Source organism: Mesorhizobium sp. WSM4809 (genome assembly GCF_055811655.1).
In genome coordinates this window covers 52,716-74,194 of the sequence record NZ_JBVVQW010000022.1, presented here as the reverse complement: position 1 = coordinate 74,194, position 21,479 = coordinate 52,716, and the positions used below count along the sequence as shown (strand labels likewise).

Here is a 21,479-nt window from a genome sequence, read left to right as displayed (position 1 = left end):
CTTCGGGGGAGACACTGTCCTCGCCGGCAAGCCAGTGTCGGCAGATGTGCAACTGCCTTCGGGCTCCTGGGTGATTTCAGCCATACCGAAGGGGGGCTGGCCAGCCACTCCAAAGAATGCCTGGATTTTGCGGGGGCTCATAGGCTTTGCCGGCGCGCTGGTGGTGCTGCCGATCCTGGTGGCCGGGCGGCTGTTTGGCGAGAGACAGAAAAACTATGCCGAGCTCAGACGCTTGTCCGGCCGTCTTGAGCTGGCTTTGGAAGCTTCTGGGATCGGCGTGTGGGAGCACGACCTGGCCACAAAAGAGCTGTTATGGGATCATCGCGTCAACCAGATCTACGGCAAGCCAGCCGATGGCAAACCGCGCGGCTATCATGACTGGGCTTCGGCCATTCATCCCGACGATTTCAACCGGGCGCGCCAGGAGTTCGAGTCGGCCGCAGATAGGAAAGGACCCTATTCCTCGCAATACCGGGTCCTGCTTGCGGAGGGCGGCACCCGCCACGTGCGCACGCGCGCAGCCTTCTTCCAGGACATCGGCGGTACGCCAAAGATGATTGGCGCCGAGTGGGACGTGACCAGCGACGTGCTGCTCAACGAGACGCTCATGCGAGAGCGCCAGCTGTCAGAATCGAAAAATGCCGAACTTGAGGTCGCCAAAGCGCGTGTCGAGCATGTGGCTCTGCATGACCCGCTGACGGGTCTGCCCAACCGTCGCTATCTCGATGAGTTGCTTGCCGAAAACAGCGAAAAGGATACCCGTACGGCACTGCTGCATCTGGACCTCGACCGCTTCAAGCAGATCAATGATACGCTGGGCCACGCAGCGGGTGACGCTATGCTCGTGCACGCCTCCAAGGTCATCAAGGTCAACACGACTCCCGGTGATTTTGTTGCACGCATCGGCGGTGACGAGTTCGTTGTGGTGAGCCATGGGCGTGATGACAAGCAACTTTCCGCGCTCGCCGACCGCATCATCACGCAGATGCGCCGGCCGGTCGATTTTCTGGGCAATCCGTGCCGGTTCGGAGTGAGCATCGGAATCGCCGCCGGAACCGAACCCAGGCAACTGCTGGTCAACGCCGATCTCGCCCTTTACCGGGCGAAACGCCGTGGTCGCAATCGCCACGAGTTCTTTGACGAAGAGCTGCAAAGCGAGATCGTGCGGACCAAGCAAATTGCCGACGAAATCCTGGGCGGGCTGGAGCGCGCCGAATTCACAACATACTATCAGCCGCAGTTCGACGCCAGCACGCTTGAGATCGTCGGAGTAGAGGCGTTGTCGCGCTGGAAGCATCCAACACGCGGCATCCTGGCCCCCCAAAGTTATCTTAAAGTGGCCGAAGAACTCAACGTCGTGGCAGTCATCGATCGCGCTGTCCTGGAACAGGCGCTAGAGAATTTCGAGCACTGGTCGAGCAGCGGTCTCAACATCCCGCACGTCTCGGTCAATGTCTCCGCCAAGCGCTTGGAGGACAAGGATCTGATCCATGGCTTGCGCAAGCTTGCCTTCAAGAAAGGGACCGTTTCGTTTGAGTTGGTTGAGTCCATCTTCCTCGATGATAATGACGACCTGGTCACGTGGAACCTGGAGCACATAAAAGAACTCGGCATCGACATCGAGATCGATGACTTCGGCACCGGCCATGCTTCAATTGTGTCCTTGCTCAAGCTGCAGCCGCGCCGGCTCAAGATCGACCGTCAACTGATCACGCCCGTCACCGAGTCGATCCCGCAGCGTCAACTGGTCTCGTCCATCATTGAGATCGGCAAATCGCTCGGCATCGAAGTCATTGCCGAGGGTGTCGAGACGAACGATCACGCCCGCATCCTGAAGGAACTAGGCTGCGATATCCTGCAGGGCTATGTTTTTGGACGCCCTATGGAGGCCAAGGCTTTCACGGCGTTTGTGCAATCGCGCAAATGGTTGGCAGCGGGGTAAGGTCATGCCCACTCCGTAAGAGTGCCGGTTCGCCAATGTGCTCCGCCCTTGCGTGCCGGCGAAGTGAGCCAAAGCAAAGGTTCCTCGTGAGTCAATTCGACCGGTGCCGAAAGAGGAACTTCAGGATCGCTTCGACGGCAGATCAAGGCGGGCGACCGCCTGACAATGCGCTTATGTGATTTCCCGGCGGCCTAGAGGGGGCACCCTATAGGCCGTTTCCTGAGAAACGCGCCAACAGCAAAACTCAAAGCAGGCGGCCCCTATTTTCGTCGGACACAGATGCAAGCAGCGCCCTTGCCAGTTCCTTGGCAAGGTGCGTCGCTCCCTCTATCTGGTTATCGCGCCAGCTTTACGCAGAAGGGGTCAGCTTGCCGGTGTTGCCTGTCGTAGCACGGTAGCCCGAACCTCGACGTAGGCGGGTGATTCCCAGCTTTTATCCGGTGCCGGCCAGATGGATCCGGATGGTACCAGCGAAGTTGCGTCCCTATATGACAAGTGAACAAAGGCTCCTCGAAACGGGAGCTGTTGGTCCCCCTTCAGAGCAGATTGTCATGACGTCACCTGCGAACGCTGAACAACCCCAAGCGGTTCAGATGCGGCTTTCCGCCCTCAGCAACAGCTATGCGCAATTGCCGGAGCGATTTTTCGCGCGAACAGATCCGAAGCCGGTGTCCGAACCCCGGCTGATCCGGTTCAACAGGCCCCTTGCCAAGGAACTCGGGCTCGACGCCGACCAGCTTACCAGCCCGGACGGAGTGGATATGCTCGCTGGCAACAGATTTCCGGAAGGCTTGCAGGCAATCGCCCTGGCCTATGCAGGTCACCAGTTCGGAAACTTCGTGCCTCAACTCGGCGACGGACGCGCTCTGCTGCTTGGCGAAGTGGTGGACGTTAACGGCATTCGCCGTGACATCCAGTTGAAGGGATCGGGACCAACGCGGTTCTCGCGCAACGGAGACGGCCGCGCAGCCCTCGGTCCGGTCCTGCGCGAGTATGTCGTCAGCGAAGCAATGGCCGCGCTGGGCATTCCGACGACGCGAGGCCTGGCGGCAGTGCTCACCGGGGACCCGGTCTATCGCGAGGTCCGGCTGCCCGGCGCTGTCCTTACAAGAGTGGCGGCCAGCCATATCCGGATAGGCACCTTCCAATATTTCGCTGCTCGCCACGACACCGGGGGGCTCAAGATCCTCGCCGACTATACCATTCAGCGCCACTTCAAGCGGCTGGCGGGGCAAGCGCGGCCGTACCGCGCTTTGCTGGAGGCCGTTGTCGCTGCACAGGCCGATCTGGTGGCGCGCTGGATGCTGGTCGGCTTCATCCATGGCGTCATGAACACCGACAACATGGCGATCTCGGGCGAGACGATCGACTATGGCCCATGCGCCTTCATGGACGCCTATGACCCAAGCGCGGTGTTCAGTTCGATCGACCGCGTCGGCCGCTATGCCTATGCCAACCAGCCTCATGTCGCGACATGGAACCTTGCACGCTTTGCCGAGACTTTGCTGCCGCTGATGAGCACGGACGAGAATGAAGCCGTCTCTGAAGCCGAAGAGGTGCTTGGGTCTTTCCAGTCCTCCTATGAGACTGTGTTGCATCGCGGCTTCCGCAGAAAACTCGGATTGCTGACCGAGGCGGAAGGCGACTTGCAGCTCGCGGCTGATTTTCTGGATGTACTAGCTCGCGGCGAAGCGGACTTTACGCTCGGCTTCCGGTGCCTGGGCGACGACCTAGACGCTGCGGATGATCAGGGCACAGCGCGCCAGTGGTTTCAGGATCCAGGCGCATTCGATGTTTGGTCGGCGCGGTGGCGCGAGCGCATCGTCAGCGAACCAGCCGACACGGCCACGCGCCGATCGGTCATGCATGCCGTCAATCCCAAATTCATCCCTCGCAACCATCGCATAGAGGCGATGATCAAGGCGGCGCTGGGCGGCGACTTCACACCTTTCGAGGAGATTCTGGAGGTCGTCACGCGGCCCTTCGATGAGCAGCCGGAAATGGGACGCTATGCTGACCCGCCACGTCCAGGTGAACGCGTCCTACAGACATTCTGCGGTACATGAGACATTCATGATGGCCGTTTAACATGTGCAAATGCGGGAGACCCTCACGCAAGCTATAGTCGTGAGACCACGATCAGCGCTTGAGTGAGCGCCCGAACCGGTCCTCGATCCGCGACTGCAGGAACTCGAGTCCCATCGAGAGCAGCCAATAGATCATCGAGGCGGTGATCAGCATCTCGATGTGGCGAAACTCGGTCTGGCCCTGTGTGCGTGCGAGATACATGATCTCCCAGACCCCGACCACCGAGACCAGCGAAGAATCCTTCAACATCGCAATGAACTGGTTGCCGGTCGGCGGCACGATGACGCGCATCGCCTGCGGCAGGATGACTAGGAACATCGTCTGGTTGGCGCTAAGGCCGAGTGCCGTAGCGCCTTCGGTCTGGCCGCGTGAGATGCTTTCGATGCCGGCACGGAAGATCTCGGTCATATACGCGCCGTAGCAGAGCGACAGCGCCATGATGCCGGCCGGCACGGCGCCGATGACGTAGCCAATCTGCGGCAGGCCGAGATAGATGATGTAGATCTGCATCAGTAGCGGCAAGCCACGAAACAGAGAGGTGTAGAAGGTCGCCAAGCCATAGACCACGCCGTTGCGGGAAAGTTTGGCGATCGCGCCGACGAAGGCGATGAGGGTGGCGATGGCGATCGAAATGGCCGAAATGTAGAGGGTCGTCACTACGCCCTTCGAGACGAGAAAGCCGATCTTCTTGGCGATGAACGCGAACGACAGGTCGAATGAATAGAAAAACAGCATTAACAGCACGAACAGTTCTATCCACACAGCCACGATCTGCTGTTTGCGGCTGAGATACCGCAGCGCGTTCCAGTTCGCCGCCAGGATCGATGCGATCAGCACTGCCGAGACCCCCCGCCCGATCTCAGGGTTGGCGGCCAGCCACGCGACTGACCCCGGAACAAGCTTGCCGAGCCAACTGGCTTTGATGCCGAGTCCGTACAGGCCGGCGGCGATGGCAGCGAGCACGAAGAACACGCCAACGCGGCGTGCCGCGTCCGGGTGGTTGAGCAACAGTCGGCCGATCACGTCATCGATCTCCCTGTGGTCAGTGGGCGCGCTCGTGCCACCAATCCTGCGCCTGCAGCTTCCAGTAGGTAAGTTGCGCGACCGCAAGTCCGGCCGGGCCGCCCGCCCAGGCAAGCCCAAATGGTGCGAACAGCCGGTAGCGGTCCGATTCTCCCAGTATGGCTTCGGCGATCAGCTTGCCGGCAATCGCCGTGGTGTTGATGCCATGGCCACCAAAAGCCGTGAGGTACCAGACGCCTGGCTGCAACGCGCCGATTTGGGGCATCAGGTGACGGGCATAAGACATGAGCCCGGACCAGGCGAGTTCGGTCTTGAGCTTTTCGAGCTGCGGATAAGTGGTCACCATCTCGCGGCGCAATTGACGCGCCAACACGCCCGGTGAGGCTGCCCGCGTAGTGATGCGCCCGCCCCAGAGCAGGCGTCTGCCGTCTTCGACAATGCGGTAATAATCGCCAGCGCGACGGTTGTCGCCAATGGCGTCGGTTGTCGTAATCGCCTCGGCGATCAGGTCAGGCGCATCCTCGCTCACCATGACGTAAGTGGCGATCGGCAGGAATGCCCGCTTCAGGCGGCCGACCAGTGGCCCCGTGTAGCCGCCGGTGGCAAATACAGCCTGGCGCGCGCGCACGTTGCCACCGCCGGTGCGCACGATCTTTTCCGCGCCGCCAAGATTGGCTTCAATAGCCCACGATCTTTCGTGGATCCTGCCACCCAGCCGTTCGATCTCGCCCGCAACAGCGCGCAGATAGTTGAGCGGATGCATGTGGAAGGCGCTCCGATCGCGCAAGCCTTGATGGTAGCGCTCGGAATGCAGCACCGCTCGCACCTGTTCGCGCTCGAGATAGTCGAGCCGATAGTTGAAATCCCGCGCCATTTGATCGGCATATCCCTTGAGCGCGGCGCCGCCATCGTGGCGAAGCACGCTCAATATACCGGAGCGCGGCTCTGCCGCCTTGATGTCGAGATCACGGATAGTCTGCCGCACGAAATCGACTCCTTCGATGGACAGGCGGTGCAGTTTTTGTGCCGCGTCCACGCCAGCCATCGCGGCGATGCTGTCGAGGCCGGTGGCGAAGCCGGGATTGACGAAGCCGCCATTGCGACCGGAAGCGCCAAAGCCGATGCCCTCCGCCTCAAGCACGACGACCTGCTGGCCGGCGCGAGCCAGTTGCAACGCCGTCGTCAGGCCCGCCAGTCCGCCGCCGACAACGACTGTTTCGCACTCGGAAACGCCGCTCAGCGGCGGTCTGATGATGTTGTCGGCAAGCGTGCGTCGGTAATAAGTGTCAGGATATGTCATGATCGGATGATACGGTGGCGGCGCCAGAGCATTTTGCAGCCAGGCGGAGCCGCCCGGTGTTCGTTCAAAATGCGGCTAAAAACAAACGGATGGAGCGGGATGTTCAATTTAGATGATCCCGCTCACGCTTCGTCCAAACCCTACTCAGTCGGCGCTGTAATCCTTGCCGTACCACTTGGTGGTCAGCTTCGTGAGGGTCCCGTCCGTCTTCATCTCGTTGAGAATGCCGCCGATCTTGGTATTCCACTCGGCATCACCTTTTTCCGCGATCACCACCAGTGGCTCACGGAAGGCATAGCCGCCCTCCAGGATACGCAACGGGTAGCCGTTCTTTATCGCGTTCTGAGCTGTCTGTTCTGGTGCGATGACGGCGTTGAGGCGAACGCCGTCGCCGAGCCTCAAATCATCGAACGGCAGCATTGAATCGGCGAAAGTCCTGATCTCACCGGGCTCCAGTTTGTATTCGATGGGCGGCAGGCCGGGAGCATCGATCTCGAGCTGTCTGCGGATGAAATCCTCCGACGTGGTGGCGGTCTCGACGCCGATGATCTTGCCGTTCAGGTCGGCGACCGATTTGGCCGGGCTGTCCTTGTGAACGACATACACGTAAGGGCTGTAATAATACACGCCTTCGAAATCGATCACCTTGGCCCGGGCTTTGGTCGGCGTTACTGAGCCGACACCCAGATCGTAGCGCCCTTGCCAATGGCCGCCCGTCATCGTCGCCCAGTCGGGCGTGTCGAAACTTACCTCGACACCGAGGCGCCTTGCGATCTCCTTCGGGACGTCGATGTCGAAGCCGACCAACTGATTGCTGTCGTCGAGGAAACTCTGCGGCGGCCAGCCGCTGTTTGTGGCGACCACCATTGCCTTCTTCGAGGTAACCCGGTCGATGGTTTCACCCGCCGACGCCGCAGACGCGAACACGAGCGTTGTAGTGGCCAAGGCCAGCCACGCGATTAATTTCCTCACTTAAACCTCCCTCTTCGTCATTCAGGCATGCTTCAAAAAGCGCCCTCCTCTGTAAAGAAGGGCAATTCGAGAATTCGATATGAGATCGATCTCATGTCGAATTAGGCACACATATCGGCTAGGGGATCAAGACCTTTTTCTAGGAAAACCGGCTTGTCTTAACTGTTTGGCCAAATCCGCCGCTGATCGTCTGCTGACGAAGACGATGAACTCGCCCGAGTTCAGTCGGGTCGACGCGGTGGAAAATGTTGGCACGGCCGCAGGATCAAGACTTTCGGACCTAAGCCGGCCGGCCATCGTATTCTTGAGGTGGGAAGATCGAAACGTGCTCGGCAGATTGCTTATTTCCTGCGACGGCCTGGCTTGAGCCCGGCCACCAGATTGGTGATCCTGCCCGCCTTGCGGTTGTTGATCTCGGCTTCGTTCTTGCGATGCACCGCGCTGCCAACGAGCTTGGCGCCGAGGTAGCGCAACGGCTCTGGCGGCAGCGACATTCATCGCTCGATGCCGACCAGACCGCTGGCGCTCCAGCGATCCTTTCGCTCCAGCACCAGGCTGGCCAGGATGCGTCCGCCAATCGGCGTCTGCGCAATGCCGGTCCCGTTAAACCCCATGCCGTAAAAGATATTGGGATGATCGCGCAGATGATCGAACACCGGAACGTGTTCGGGCACACAGTCGATTGGACCTGACCAGTCATACTCGACCGCCACGCCTCTCAGCGACGGATAGACCCGGTGCAGCTCTCGCACATTATCATGGATGTGCAGCGGGCTGCGATTGAAGCTGGCGCCGAAATTCCCCCTGAAGGCAATGGTACCGCTGCCGCGACCGAAGACCACCCTGCCCGGGCTGGTGCGTTGATAATACAGTACCTGCGCCTGCGCATCGCAGATCGATGCGCCGTCGCGCCAGCCCATGCTGTCGAGCAGTTCGGGCACGGCCGCGGTGGCGATGACCTCGCTGCCGACGACATAGAGATGACGTCGCAGTTCCGGCAAAGCCGAGAGCCATGCGTTGGCTGCAAGCACGACCTTCTCCGCTTGCACCAAGCCTTGCGCAGTGCGCGCCCTGCATATCCTGCCGGGTTCGATGTCGAGGACGGGGCTGCGCTCGTGGATGATCACGCCGCGTGCCAACGCCAGGTCTCGCAATCCGATCGCTAGCTTTGCCGGATGCACCGTCCCGGCATTGGTCTCCACGACGCCAACATAGGACGCTGACGAACCGGTGCGGCGCTCAATGTCCTCGGCCTTCAGCGGCTTGAAACGATTTTCTTCGACTGCCGCCGTCATGGCGACGGCGTTCTCCCAGGCCCCTTCTTGGGCAGACGAACTCGCGGTCCACAACCATCCATCCAGCCGTAGATCCATGTCGATCGTACCGTCTCGTTGAAGAGTTTTCAGCTCCGCGATTGACGCCACCGTGTCGGCACAGAGCTGCCGCGCCTCTTCCAGGCCGACGACGGCGCTGATCTGATCGAGTTCGGCAAACCATGAGTGGACCTGGCCGCCGTTGCGCCCCGAAGCCCCAGAACCGCAGAGGTCGGCTTCAAGCACGACGACCCGCGTTGCCGGAGCAAGCTCACGGATACGCAGCGCCGTCCACAAACCGGTATAACCGCCGCCGACGATCAGCACATCGGCGCGCTCATTGCCCTGAAGCGGCTCGGTGGCCGCGCCGGCGCGGACATCCTGCAGCCAGAACGAGCGGTCGGAAGGCAGCGCTACCACCGGCTGGCGCAAACGAAGTGTCGGCACGGTCACGCTCCCAAGGCGTCGGTGATGAATCTGGCGTATTTGGCTGGCAGCCAGTCGGGTATGGGACGCGGCTTCTGCGGAAACCCGCCGAGATGCGTGCAGGTCCGCGCCGCCGCCACCGCAGCGGCGTGCAGCGCTTCGGCTGGCCGCAGACTTTCGAACCGGAACGCGGTCAGGAATGTCGCGATGAAACTGTCGCCGGCGCCGCATGTGTCGACCACGTCGACAAGTGTGGCCGGCGCATGCACGACACCCTGGCCGTCGTCGAAATAGGAGCCCCGCCGTCCGCAGGTCACGACGATCCGATGCGCACCCGCGGCCCGGAGCGCGGTGAGCAACGGCTCGACCGGTTGATCGACATCATCTGGACCGGAGGCGAACAGCAGAGGCACCCCCTCGAGCGGCTGCGCCAGGTGCGCCGTCGAGACGTCGATGCTGAACGGGACGTCATCCGCGACCAGTCGGCGAACGAGGTCCTTGTTGGCGTTGGTGCCGAGATGCACCCAGTCAGCGGCGGCGGTAACCGTATAATGCTCCGGCGTCGGCATGAAGTTTTCACCAACTCCGAAGGATTCGTGGAGAAACTTCCGGTCGCCGGATTCGTCGCGAAGCAAGGTGACGGCCGTGTCGCCGGGTCGCCGTTCAACATCATCCGGCGACAGGCCAACGCCGGCAAGCCCGGAAAGCACCACCTCGCCCTCTGGATCCTCGCCGACGGCGCCGAAATACCGTGCCGCCCAGCCATTGCGTCGCCATTGCGCGGCCACGTTGAGCGCGTTGCCGCCGACCGTGAGCAGACCGTTGGTAAGGTAGGCGTCAAGACAATTGTCGCCGACCGCGACCAGCTTCGGCGCATTCATGCTGGCACCGTTGCGCGATTCAGATAAGGCTCGATAGCGCTGAGGCAGCGTGTCCAGGCCCTTACCGGATCCAGTGCGTAGGAGCCGTTGCCGAAGGGCTCGAAGGTGAGCTTTCCCGCATAGCCGAGGCGCGCCAGTTCGCTGACATAGTCGCCGAGCGGCAGCGTCCCGTCGCCCCACACCAGATGCCCGCCTGGTGTGCCGTCGACAAGATGGACATGCGCAAGCCGTGGGCCGAACAGGTCGACATACCCGGACACGGTGTCGCCGGCGGTGGCCATGGCCACGCAATCCAGCACGATATCGATGTTGTCCGCGCCCAACGCGTCCAACATTCGGCGCAGACCTGCCGCGTCATTGACGATGTTGCTCTCGAAGCGCTGCAAGGGCTCGAGCAGGCAGCGCACACCGATTTGGTCGGCATATCCAGCGATCCCGCCAATGGCGTCCACCGAGCGGTCCCATGCCTGTTTCTGGGCTTCGTCCTCGTAGCCTCGACCGGGCGTCAGGAACAGATAGCGCGCGCCCAGCGCGGCGCAGATGTCGGCGGCGTGGCAGAACCGCTTGATGCTGTCACGGCGCAACACCTCGTCGCCCGAGGCGATGTTGATCGGATACAGCACCTGCTCAGGAGTGAAGCACCAGGCAGACAGGCCATTGTCAACGAGCGTCCGGCGAACAGCATCGATGCGCGCGTCAGTGGCGTGGAACAGGTCGAGGTGCTGGGCAATGCCCCATAATTCGATCTCTTTCATCCCGAAATCGCGGATCAGTTTGGCGACCCGTTCGAACGGAAAGTGCTGGAAGCTGAAATTGGCTCCGATCAGTTGATGGAACGCAAGCTGCGGCATGAAGGGTCCTTTCGGGAATGGCTACTTGCCGATGCCTTCGGACAGGCCACGAATGAAGTAGCGCTGCGCGGCAAAGAACACGATTAGGATGGGCAGGGCCGAGATCGTCATGGCCGCGAACACCACGGCATAGTTGGTCCCGTGCGTTGCCATAATCGACGTGAGGCCGACGGGCAGCGTCTGCATGTCGCTGCCACTCGTGAAGATCATGGCGAACAGATACTCGTTCCAGGCAAACAGGACATGCAGGATGACGCACGAGATGATGATCGGGCGGCATAGCGGCAGGGTGATGCGCCAAAAGATCTGGCCTTCGCTGGCGCCGTCCATCGTCGCGGCCTCGTCGAGGTCGCTCGGCAGATCCAGCATGTAGGCACGGATGAGGAAGGTGGTGAACGGCACCCGAAACGCCGTGTAGAGAATGATCAGCGCCCAGTAGGTGTTGTATAGCCCGAGCGCCTGCAGCATCTTCACCAGCGGAATGATCGCCACGGTCGGGCTGAGCATCAACCCACCCAGTACAATGGCGACGACTAACGGTTTTGCCGGCATCCTGGTCCTGGTCAGGCCGAAGGCCGTCCAGGCGCTGATGAGCACCGTGCATATGGCGGAGGCGACAGTCACCAGGACGGAGACGGTCACATAGCCGCGAACGCCCTGGTTCCAGGCCTGCACATAATTGTTCCACGACCAATGGGCAGGCAGGGCGAAGGGATCGCCGAAGATCTGCGCATTGTCCTTGAAGCCGCTAAGCGCCATCCAGATCAGCGGATAGATGACCACTACGCCAAGACAGACGAGGAATGCGTACAGGAACGTCCGAACCACGACGGCCCACACATTTACCTGCCGGGCGTGCCCGGCCGCGAGCGTCGCGCTCATAGTTGCACCCTGCGGCGCTTGGTGTACCAAAGCTGTGCCGCGCCGGTCAGCATCGTCAGCACGAAGATGACGGCGGCAATCGCCGCGCCATAGCCGAAATTGTCCTCGATAAATGCCTTCTGGTAGAGCCATGTGCCCAGCACCTGGCTGCTGTTGTTTGGCCCTCCCGCGGTCATCACCATGACCTCGTTGAAGACCTGGAAAGCGCCGGCTATGGTGACGATGATCATCAGCCCAGTCATTTCCCGGGTCAGCGGAAAGGTGATGCTCCACAAGCGGCGAAGCGGTCCGGCGCCGTCAATTGTGGCGGCGTCGTAGAGGTCGCGGGGGATTTTTTGAATGGCGATGGCAAACAGCAGCGTCGAATAGCCGAAGCCCTGCCATTGGCTCATGGCAATGATGGCGTAGATGGCGGTGTGCTCGTTGCCGAGCCAGGGCATGACGAACTGGCTGAGACCAGCGCGGCTCAGAACCGCATCCAGCAGACCGATCTGCGGCTGGTAGATGAAGTAGAACAGCAGGCCGGTCACGGTGATCGAGATGGCGGAGGGCACGAAGTACACGGCGCGCCACAGACGGCGCCATCGTTCGCTCCTCAGATCCTCGATGATCGCCGCCAGCAGGAACGCGCCGAAGACCTGGAACACCACGGAGATGATGGCGTAGAGGCAATTGTTCCAGAGCGCGACCAGCACGACCGGGTCGTGCAGAAGCCGGTCGTAATTGGCGAGGCCGACATTGGTCACTTCGCCGGTATAGATGTCCTGATCGGTGGTGCTGACGATAAAGTTGTCAACGATCGGATAATAGACGAACCAGCCGATGAGGATCAGTGCCGCTGCCGCCCATCGAAACGACAACAGGTTGCCGAAGCGCACCCGCAGGCTTCTTGGCCTCTGCGATCTGGCAGCGCCGTGAACCACGGCGCCGCTCTCTATTATGTCCGATGTCCTGGGCATGGTCCGCTTATTTGGCTGCGGATGCGGCCTTGCGCACCTCGTCCATCACTTGCTCGGGCGTCATCGAACCGCCCGCCAACGCCTGCAGGCTTGACAGCCAGACGGCGGCGACGCGGGGCGGATTGGCCGTGTCCAGCCAGGGCATGAGATAGGAGGCCGCGTTGATGTCCTTGAGGCCATCGACCACAGCCACGCTCATGTTGGATTCAGAGGCGCCGCCGATGGTGGCGCTCGGCTGGCCATAGGGCGGTGCTGACAGCACCTGCGCGTTTTCCTTCGACGTCACAAATTTCATGAAATCGATCGCCAGCGGGATGTTTTTCGACGCCGCGCTGATCATGTAGCCTTCAGGCGCGCCCTCGATTGACTTGGTGTCACCCTTCGCGCCGCCGGGCACGGGAAGTCTGAAAAAGCCAAAGTCGGCGGGCTTTAGCGCTGAATCAGGCGTTGCGGCCTGATCGAACTCGATGATCTCCTGATAATACATGGCCGACTGGGCGTTGGTGAAGGCCTGGAGAGCCGAGGCATAGGAGGTGCCGTTAACGCCGGCGCCGTCGGTGCACCGCTCGACAAGCTGGCTGAACTGCTTCAGCGCCGCGACGTAACCTGGGTCACTGTATTGCGCGGTGGCCGGATCGAAGTCGCGTTCCAGCGTTGCCTGCGGCACATTGTAGGCGAGCAACTGGCCGGCAAAGTGGATTGCCGGCCAGGCTTCCTTGTTGCCGAACGAAATCGGTGTCGCGCCGGACTTACGGATGGCGTCGCAGCTGGTCAGCAATTCCTCGAAAGTGGCTGGCGCCTTCAGGCCGAACTTTCCGAACATCTGCTTGTTGTAGCCCATGAACTTGGCGTCCTGATAAAGCGGGATGCCATAGAACTTGCCATTGTATTGGAACGCCTTGACGGCCGCGGGAGAGAGTGTCTTGCCCCATTCGGTGTCGGGACCGATGACCGCGCTCAGGTCGACGGCGCGATTGCCCCGCACGAAATTGCCGCCCCAGCTGCCGGTCCAGGAGAAATAGACATCGGGCAGCGAGTTCGAAGCAACAAGGGTCTTGGTCTTGCCCTTCACGCTGTCGTCGCTCTCCTGGATGAGCTCGACCTTCACGCCCGGATGGAGCTTCTCATACTGGTGCGCCAGGTTGGCGAAGTAAGGCGACAGTTGCTGAAGTCCAAACTTGGTCAGGACCGAGAGCGTGCCGGTGTACTCCACCTTGGCGTTGGGATCGGCTGCAACCGACGCCGAAGCGGCGGAACTGCCGCATATCGAAAAGCCCAATGATGATACCGCGGCCACTGTGACCGCCACGACTTGCAGCGAACGTTTCATAATCAGCTCCTTCAGAGGTGAGAGGGGATCAGTATTCAACGCGTTTGTAGTAGCGACGGGTGGTCAGGGGGTGATTGCGCAGCACTTCGAGATGCGCACTCAGTCGCTCGAGCAAGGTGGCGAGCAGTACCGGCGAGATCATGCCGCGCACCTCTTGCGAGATGCCCGGCAGGTGGACCGAGGCAGCATCCAGCGTACGGACGCGGTCCGTATAGCGCTTTGCGAAATTCTCGACCCGGTCGGCGAGTGGGCGAAGGCGATCCTCGCCCTTGAATACGAAGACGCTGACGCCCGGCTCGACCAGTTCGAGCGTGCCGTGGAAAAAGTCGGCGGCATGCACCGGGCGGGTCCGGATCCACTGCATCTCTTCAAGGATGCACATGCCGTAGTAGTTGGCTTCCGGCCACGCCGACCCGGCGCCCGTAAAGATGTGGTAGGTCTCGTCCTTGATTGTCGCGGCCAGTTCCGCGGCCTCGCCCTCGAAGGCCGCCTTCGCATCGGCTAGCAGGCCGGGAAGAAGCTGAAGTTCCGCGACAGTAGCGTCGAAACTGTCATATTCGCCGCGCTCGGCCAGCAGTGCCAGGACGATCAGCAGCGTCTGCAGGTAGAATGATTCCGATGAGGTGTCGTCTTCGGCGAAGTTCGTGAAATTGTGGTCGGCTTCCTGTGCGATCGGCGTGTCCGAATGGCCGGTGAGCGAGATCGTGCGCACGCCACGCTTTTTCAGGAAAGCCATGAGTTCGACGCCCTCCTTGGTCGTGCCTGACAGCGAGGGAATGACAACCGCGGCCTTATTATCGAGGCCGCCCGGCGGATCGAGTACGACCTGTGCCGGATATTCGGCGCTCACCGGAAACGTGGAGTAGCGCTTCGCCAGTTCAATCGCAGGCAGAGTGAGAAGCTGCACGCCGCCGGTGCCCATGAAAAACAGCCTCTCGACGCCGTCCGCAAGCAGCGTGCGCATGAGCGAGCGCGCTTCGCCGGCGATGGCAACGGCCCCGCTCTGGATCCTTACGAAGCGGTCCCTATCGAAATTCAACATGTCGTCCTTCCTTGTCCTCGGATGCGGCAGGCCCCTGCCCGGGCGCGAGCGTCAACGGGCCGTCTAACCAGTCTTCGACCAGTTTTGGCCGATGTGAGATCGATCTCACATCGGATAATGGACATGCTATTTCGCTATTGGCAAGCCCCTCGCGGCGAAATTATCGGAAGTGGGAGATTCCGGCGGTTGTCAGCGCCGGTTGAACTGAGCAACCGAGCCGCGCACGATCAGGCGTGTGGGAAACCGTATATGGCGCGGCGCGATCTTCTTGCCGGCTAAGCGTTCAAGCAGAAATTTCGCCGCGAGCGGCCCGATCTCGGAGATAGGCTGCGCCACGACCGTAATCTGCGGGTCGGTGAAGGTGGCGAGATTGAAATCGTCAAAGCCGACCAGCGACACTTCATGCGGGATCGACAGACCCATTGAGCGCAGCCCCAGAAGAGCGCCTTGCGTCATCAGGCTGTCCACCGTGAAAAGCGCTGTCGGACGTTTACGGCGGCTGAACAGGCGGATGGTGGCTTCGACGGCATGTTCTACTGTCGATCGCGAGACGCTGATCAGCGATTCATCCAGCGCGATGCCATGCGACTGCAGTGAATTCCGGTAGCCGGCAAGACGTTCCTGCGCGGTGAAGATACGGGATTCGTCGCGCAACAGTCCGATCCGTTTGTGACCGTTGGCGACGAGGTAGTCCACGGCCTCGCCCGCGCCGCCCTCGTTGTCGACGACGACGCTGTCGCAGTGCACCTCCTTGACGACGCGGTCGATCAGCACGACCGGTGCGCCGTCACGCACCAGCCGCACGATATGCTCGCTGTCGGTCGCTGAGGTCGGCGCCAAGATGAAGCCGCGGATGCTCAGTGAGCGCAGACTCTCAAGCAACTCCTTTTCCTGTTCGACATTCTCTTCGCTGCTGGCGATCAGCAGGTTGTGGCGGTGCTTGCGCAATTCCACCTCGATGTCGTGCGCGATGCGTGCGAAGAACGGATTCTGGATGTCGCCGGGCACGAAGCCGACGATCGGCAATTGACCGCTGCGGAGGGCCTGCGCTACGAGATTGGCCCGATAGCCCAGTCTTTCAGCCGCCTCCAGCACCCGCAGTGCGGTCTCGTCGCCGACATAACCGTAGCTGTTGAGCGCCCGCGCGGCCGTAGCGCGCGACACATTGGCCGCGGCAGCAACCTCCTTTAAGGTGATCCCCTTCTGCGTCACGGCTACTTGTCCTCCTGCGACCCTGAAATTGCTCAGGTCGTGTTCCGGCTCGGCGTTGCATTTCCCGTTGTGCGGCATATCGGCGAATTCTCAAACTGCCAACACAGCTTGTGCACGCTCTTTCCTCAAAGCGTCTCTGTCATTGATTTTGGAAGAAAGACCGGATCCCTGAACTCTGGCCGATCGGTTCACCGCACTAAGCCTTCTCCTGGCCCGAAAAGGATGGACATGGACGTGTGGAGCTTGCACGACGTTTATCTGAAGAAGTCGGTATTTCAGAGCTGGATGCGCGCGATCTGATCAAGCTTATCGGCACGGATTGGAATTCGGTGCTTCGTGAAGCCTTTTTAAATGACCGGCATTAGCGCATAGAGTCCGCCGCCTATTAGGGCGCCGGCGGCGGACCCTGTTTAAACGGCTACATCCCTGGGAATCGGCCGCTCAGAGGCCCCGACCATCAGTCGAAATGGCATCGGGGGGAGATTTACGAACTCCGTCATTTCTGGCGAAAGGCGGAATGGAACGACACAACCAACGGACCCAAAATATAGTCGAGTGCGGTGCGTTCCTCGGTAACGATCATGACTGATGCAGGCATTCCCGGATAAAGCGCAATCTGAGGGGCAGCGGCCAATTCCACCGGATCGACCGCTACGTCGGCAAGATAGTAGGGAAACCCGGTTTTGCTGTCGGTTATGCGATCCGCCGAAATGCGCGTGATGCGTCCATGAATTGTAGGAATCGAGCGCTGCTTGTATGATGTGAAACGAACTTCGGCTGCCATGTCGGGTCGTAGGTTCGATATGTCCTCGACGCGAACCTGCGCCTGGACGATCAACGAATTCTCAGTCGGCACGATGTCGAGGATTGTCTGGCCTGGCGACACGATCGCTCCGATCGAGAAGACGCTGAGATCCATCACCTGGCCGTCATAGGGCGCGCGCACTTCGGCTCGGTCGATGGCAGCCTGGGCGGCAAACATCTTGGGCACGAGGTCGGCAAGGCCCGATTGCGTATCGATCAGCATGGCCGACAGCTTGGCTCGGCGCTCATAGGTCAATTGGGCGATCTGGCCCTTGAGCTCGGCTTTGCTCTGTTGGCTGCCGGCTATCGCGCCGAGGTTCTCGTCGATCAGGCCCTGCAGATCCGAGGCCGATCTTTCCAATTCCAGAATGCGCGAGCGGGTCGTCAATCCAGCCTTGAGCAGCTTTGACAGGCTGGCCTTCTCGTCGACCGTCGATTGCATCTGGGCCTGGTAGGATTGGACACGAGCCTGCTTGCCCTGGATCTGCTCCTCGAGCTCGGCAATCCGCCGCTCGAGGATCTGTCTGGCGCCGGCCATCGAGGCGCGCTGGCTTTCCAGGTCGGCGATCTGGTTTGCCATCGCATCCCTAAGGTAGGCCTCGTGCTCCTTGAGGATGTCCTTCGGGAAGGCAACAGCCTCGCTGCCATCCAGCTCGGCCCGGATCCTGGCATCGGTTGCACGCAGCAGCGCATATTGCTGGGCATAGAGATTGAACTCGGACCGTATCCTGGTGTCGTCCAGCTTCAGCATTATGTCGCCCTTCCTGACGACGTCGCCATCCTTGACGCGGATCTCCTTCACCGTTCCGCCGTCGAAGTGCTGCACGCTCTTGCGATTGCCTTCCACCTTAACGATGGCGTCGGCGAGCACGGCGCCGTTCAGCGGGGCAAAGGCTGCCCAGCCACCGAAGACGCCGAAGAAGGCAACGATGATCAGCAGGCCGATATAGGCTGGCACCCGGATCGAATCCGGGGCGAGAATGCCGGCCTCGCCAGGCAGGCTCTGGTAGGTAAGGGCGCCGTCGCTCATCGCTCTCTCCAAACACGGCTCATTGCGTTGCCACCGCCATTGGAGCCGCGCGCTGGTTGAGCAGCGCCACGATCTCGTTTCTCATGCCGAAGGCCTCGACCGCGCCATCGCGCAACAGAAGGATCTTGTCGACATTCGCTAGGGTCGAGGGCCGATGCGACACGATGATCACCGTGCTGCCGCGGCGCTTCAGCTCAATCGCGCAGTCGCTCAGCGCGCGGTCGCCATCGGCGTCGAGATTGGAGCTCGGCTCGTCGAGAATGATCAGGTTCGGCGTCCCGAACACCGCCCGGGCAAGAGCGATCCGTTGCCGATATCCTCCTGACAGCACTGCGCCGCCTTCGCCGATCTGGGTCTCATAGCCCTGCGGCAAGCGAATGATCATCTCGTGTACGCCGGCGAGCCGCGCGGCCTCGATCACCTCCTGGTCGACATTGGTCTTGAAACGCCCGATGTTGGCGGCGACCGTATCGGAGAAGAGTTCGATATCCTGCGGCAAGTAGCCGATGTGGTCGCCGAGCGCGTCGTGCCCCCATTGCGACAGGTCGGCCCCATCCAGCCTGACGGTGCCGCGGCTGGGTTGCATGACGCCCGCGAGATGACGCGCCAGCGTCGACTTGCCGGCGCCGGAAGGGCCGACGATTCCCAGCGTCTCGCCGGCTTCCAGCCGGAACGATACGTCCCGGAGTAGCACTTTCTGCTGGCTGGCGATTGCAAAGCTGACCTGCTCGACCGAAATCTTGCCGGTGGGCTTCGGCAGGTTGAACGATCTTTCGTTCTGCGCGCCCCCGTCGACCAGCTTCTCGACCCTTGCCAACGCCGCCCGCCCCAGGATCAGGCTGCGCCAAAGGCCGACAATCTGCTCGACCGGCTGCAGCCCCCGGCCCAGCAAGAGGCTCGCCGCGAACATGGTGCCGCCGGTGATCTGCCGCTCGATCACCAGATAGGCGCCGAGGCCGAGGATCAGTGACTGCATGGTGAGCCGCAGGAAACGGATCAGGCCCGACATCAGGGCCGCGCGATCGCTTGCCTCCGCCTGACGCCGCAGCGCCAGGTTACGGTCGCGCCCCCAGCGGCGGATGAGACCGTCGATCATCCCCATGGCGCGAACCACTTCCGCGTTTCTGAGGCTCATCTCGGTAAAGTTATAGTTGGCCGTGGCCAGGTCATTGGCCTGCTTCAGCGGCGAACGCACGATATATTCGTTGAGCACCGCCATGGCAATCAAGAGCAGCGAGCAGCCCAGGGCGAAGAAGCCGAGCCACGGATGCAGCAGGAAGATGATGCCGATGTAGATGGGCGACCATGGCAGGTCGAACAGGGCATGGATGCCGCTGCCGGTGATCACCTGCCTGAACGTGTCGAAATCGCGGATCGGCTGGCTTTGCGACGAGCCCGGCGATGGGGTCTCGACCGACGCGGCGAGGACTTTTGCCGAGAGCAACCGGTCGAGCCGCGCGCTGGCACGCGTCAGCACGGAGGCGCGCACCAGATCGAGCCCGGCCAACGAAAGGAAGGCCGCCAGCAACACCAGGGTCAGCATCACCAGCGTGGTTTCGCTGCCACTGGTGACGACCCTGTCGTAGATCTGCAGCATATACAGTGGCGACGCGAGGTAGAGCAGATTGATCGCAAGGCTGAATGCCGCCGCAACCAGGAAATAGCGGCGGCATGCCCCAAGCGCATCCTTCACAATTCGAGATTTTCTGTCGATGCTCAAATACCCAGCGGAGAACCGCCCCCCTGTCCACCTTCATGTGACCAGGCTGATATTACTCCTGATCCTTCAGTCGGCCACGTGGTTCCTTCTTATCCCTGCCGTAAACCTTAATTCGTAAGCTGAATCAGGAACCGGCAAAGGGAGGTGAGCTGCAATGCAGCTCACCTCTCGTTTTCAAAGCACGAAGTCGCTCGCTGTCAGTCCAAGCCCGATACCCGTTAGCGTGATCTGGAAATCGGCGGTTGTGTTGCCGGTGATGTCGGCACGGACGATCGTATTGCCGCCGCTTTCCGACCAAGTGATGCTGTTGGCGACGGTGGCGGCATTCAGCCCTCCGAACAGGAAGGCCTGGTCGCCGGCGGTTCCACTGGCGTCGATCGAGGACAGGTCGATCTTGTCGACCCCGTGCACGAAGTCAGTAATGGTGTCGAAATTTCCACCACCCGGCGCGGAATCCGAAACTGTTGTTCCATAATAGAAGGTATCGGATCCCAAGCCGCCAGTGAGCGTGTCAGCTCCGACTCCGCCGACTAGCCTGTCATTGCCATCTCCGCCGGACAGAGTGTCGTTACCACTCTCGCCGAACAATGTATCATTGCCAGCCAGGCCGAAGATCGAGTCTGCTCCGCCATTGCCGTAGAGGATGTCGTCGCCGCCCGCGGGGTTACTGAGATTTTCGGCTGTGTTGCCATTGCTGCCGGTGATGACCTGGAACGTCTCGGTATATTGATAGGGGATCCCGGTCGGGTCGCCCACCTGGGTCGCTTGCACGGTGACGGAGAATGCCTTGCTCGGCGAAAGATCTCCCGAACTGAGTGTGTTGCCGGCGATCGAAAACAGTCCAGTATCCGATTGCGAGACGACGCTGAAAACAAAGCTCCCGGGGTCCGGGTCGGTTGCGGTCAGCGTTCCTGTGAATTGGAACGCGCTAAAAATGACATCGCCGGTGGTGGTGGCGGGCGTGAGTTGGATATCCGTCGGAGCAAACCGCAGCGGGGCATCGCTGGTCCCCAGAATGTCGATGGCGACCAATGTGTGAGTGCCATCGGCGCTCATCACGTCGAAGCTTTCTGTGTAGTGCTGTCCGGCGACGAACTCGTCGTGGGCGGAGCTTGCCGCGTAGGTCCAGGCACCGGCCGTATTGATGCCGAAGCTGCCGTAGGTTCCGGCGGTGCCGACCTGGGCGACGAAGGTCGCAGGGCTGTCGACGTCGCTGACCGTCAGCGTGCCGCTGGTCGAGATGTCGGTTGCCGAGTTGGTCTCGGTCAGGTTGACCGAGGCAGACGACAGCACCGCTGCATCGTTGGCGCCATGAATAGTGATGTCGATCACCTTCTGCGTATCATCGGCAGTCGTAACAGTCACCAGCTCGTGCAGCGTGCCGCCTGTGTTGAGCGCCTGAACCGCCGAGTTGTTGTCGTTCAGCGTGTAGCCCCAGGTCCCGTTCGCATCGATCGAGAACATGCCATAGGTCTTGGCCACACCAGTCTGCGTGTTGAAGGTCGCCGGATTGTCGACGTCGGTCGCGTTGAGATCGCCGGAGGTCGTCGCATCGCCGGGCGTGCCGTTGGCGACGCCGCTCTTTTCCGTCACCGAGAGGTCCTCGGCGCCGTTTACTGTAATGATGGCCGCGTCGTTGGTGCCCAGGATGCTGACGGTGATGAGCTGCGAGGTGCCGTCGGCGGTCGCAACCGTGATGCTGTC

The 21,479-nt window shown here is 61.1% G+C and carries 18 protein-coding genes; 3 read left to right on the top strand and 15 right to left on the bottom strand.

What is annotated here, in order from left to right:
• Both AC0L24_RS30775 and AC0L24_RS30770 read left to right on the top strand, forming a co-directional pair.
• The coding region (locus tag AC0L24_RS30775; RefSeq protein ID WP_473564729.1) for a putative bifunctional diguanylate cyclase/phosphodiesterase at window positions 1-1,942 on the top strand (1,942 nt) is incomplete at its 5' end.
• Between the two features lie 551 nt (window positions 1,943-2,493).
• The gene (locus tag AC0L24_RS30770) at window positions 2,494-4,008 is read left to right on the top strand and encodes a protein adenylyltransferase SelO (protein ID WP_473564728.1); all 1,515 of its coding nucleotides are present in this window, start codon (window positions 2,494-2,496) and stop codon (window positions 4,006-4,008) included.
• A 73-nt stretch (window positions 4,009-4,081) separates the two neighbouring features.
• On the opposite strand, the gene AC0L24_RS30765 is transcribed toward AC0L24_RS30770, so the two are convergent.
• The 12 genes from AC0L24_RS30765 to AC0L24_RS30710 form a co-directional block, all read right to left on the bottom strand.
• Window positions 4,082-5,053 carry an amino acid ABC transporter permease gene (locus AC0L24_RS30765; protein ID WP_128289861.1) on the bottom strand — a complete coding sequence of 324 codons (972 nt, stop codon included), beginning with the start codon at window positions 5,051-5,053 and terminating at the stop codon, window positions 4,082-4,084.
• Window positions 5,054-5,072: 19 nt separating this feature from the next.
• Complete coding sequence (locus AC0L24_RS30760; RefSeq protein ID WP_473564727.1) at window positions 5,073-6,353, bottom strand: NAD(P)/FAD-dependent oxidoreductase; 1,281 nt, start codon at window positions 6,351-6,353, stop codon at window positions 5,073-5,075.
• Window positions 6,354-6,497: 144 nt separating this feature from the next.
• Window positions 6,498-7,325 carry a transporter substrate-binding domain-containing protein gene (locus tag AC0L24_RS30755; protein ID WP_473564726.1) on the bottom strand — a complete coding sequence of 276 codons (828 nt, stop codon included), beginning with the start codon at window positions 7,323-7,325 and terminating at the stop codon, window positions 6,498-6,500.
• Between the two features lie 341 nt (window positions 7,326-7,666).
• Window positions 7,667-7,819 (bottom strand): hypothetical protein, encoded by a 153-nt coding sequence (locus tag AC0L24_RS30750; protein ID WP_473564725.1) that lies wholly within the window; start codon window positions 7,817-7,819, stop codon window positions 7,667-7,669.
• Window positions 7,820-8,965 carry an NAD(P)/FAD-dependent oxidoreductase gene (locus AC0L24_RS30745; protein WP_473564724.1) on the bottom strand — a complete coding sequence of 382 codons (1,146 nt, stop codon included), beginning with the start codon at window positions 8,963-8,965 and terminating at the stop codon, window positions 7,820-7,822. It lies immediately after the preceding gene.
• A gap of 122 nt (window positions 8,966-9,087) precedes the next feature.
• Complete coding sequence (locus tag AC0L24_RS30740) at window positions 9,088-9,945, bottom strand: PfkB family carbohydrate kinase (protein ID WP_292659332.1); 858 nt, start codon at window positions 9,943-9,945, stop codon at window positions 9,088-9,090.
• The gene (locus AC0L24_RS30735; RefSeq protein WP_473564723.1) at window positions 9,942-10,796 is read right to left on the bottom strand and encodes a sugar phosphate isomerase/epimerase family protein; all 855 of its coding nucleotides are present in this window, start codon (window positions 10,794-10,796) and stop codon (window positions 9,942-9,944) included. Before AC0L24_RS30735 ends, AC0L24_RS30740 begins: the two co-directional genes overlap by 4 nt.
• Before the next feature lie 21 nt (window positions 10,797-10,817).
• Entirely contained in the window at window positions 10,818-11,678 is an 861-nt protein-coding gene (locus tag AC0L24_RS30730) for a carbohydrate ABC transporter permease (RefSeq protein ID WP_473564722.1), read from the bottom strand.
• Entirely contained in the window at window positions 11,675-12,556 is an 882-nt protein-coding gene (locus AC0L24_RS30725) for a carbohydrate ABC transporter permease (protein WP_292659337.1), read from the bottom strand. The genes AC0L24_RS30730 and AC0L24_RS30725 overlap by 4 nt, the downstream gene beginning before the upstream one ends.
• A gap of 88 nt (window positions 12,557-12,644) precedes the next feature.
• Window positions 12,645-13,967: an ABC transporter substrate-binding protein gene (locus AC0L24_RS30720; RefSeq protein WP_473564721.1), complete on the bottom strand. Its 1,323-nt coding sequence runs from the start codon at window positions 13,965-13,967 to the stop codon at window positions 12,645-12,647.
• A gap of 28 nt (window positions 13,968-13,995) precedes the next feature.
• Window positions 13,996-15,009 (bottom strand): SIS domain-containing protein, encoded by a 1,014-nt coding sequence (locus tag AC0L24_RS30715; protein WP_292659341.1) that lies wholly within the window; start codon window positions 15,007-15,009, stop codon window positions 13,996-13,998.
• Window positions 15,010-15,198: 189 nt separating this feature from the next.
• On the bottom strand, window positions 15,199-16,221 hold the full coding sequence (locus tag AC0L24_RS30710) for a LacI family DNA-binding transcriptional regulator (protein ID WP_292659343.1): 1,023 nt from the start codon (window positions 16,219-16,221) through the stop codon (window positions 15,199-15,201).
• 236 nt (window positions 16,222-16,457) lie between these two features.
• On the opposite strand from AC0L24_RS30710, the gene AC0L24_RS30705 reads away from it, so the two are divergent.
• On the top strand, window positions 16,458-16,586 hold the full coding sequence (locus AC0L24_RS30705) for a hypothetical protein (RefSeq protein ID WP_473564720.1): 129 nt from the start codon (window positions 16,458-16,460) through the stop codon (window positions 16,584-16,586).
• A 131-nt stretch (window positions 16,587-16,717) separates the two neighbouring features.
• On the opposite strand, the gene AC0L24_RS30700 is transcribed toward AC0L24_RS30705, so the two are convergent.
• From AC0L24_RS30700 to AC0L24_RS30690, 3 genes are all read right to left on the bottom strand, one after another.
• Window positions 16,718-18,055, bottom strand: a complete 1,338-nt coding sequence (locus AC0L24_RS30700) for an HlyD family type I secretion periplasmic adaptor subunit (RefSeq protein ID WP_292659345.1) — start codon at window positions 18,053-18,055, stop codon at window positions 16,718-16,720.
• Window positions 18,056-18,074: 19 nt separating this feature from the next.
• Window positions 18,075-19,769, bottom strand: coding sequence for a type I secretion system permease/ATPase (locus AC0L24_RS30695; RefSeq protein ID WP_292659355.1), 1,695 nt, complete (start codon window positions 19,767-19,769; stop codon window positions 18,075-18,077).
• Window positions 19,770-19,949: 180 nt separating this feature from the next.
• Window positions 19,950-21,479: VCBS domain-containing protein (locus tag AC0L24_RS30690; RefSeq protein WP_473564719.1), on the bottom strand; the 1,530-nt coding region annotated here is incomplete at its 5' end.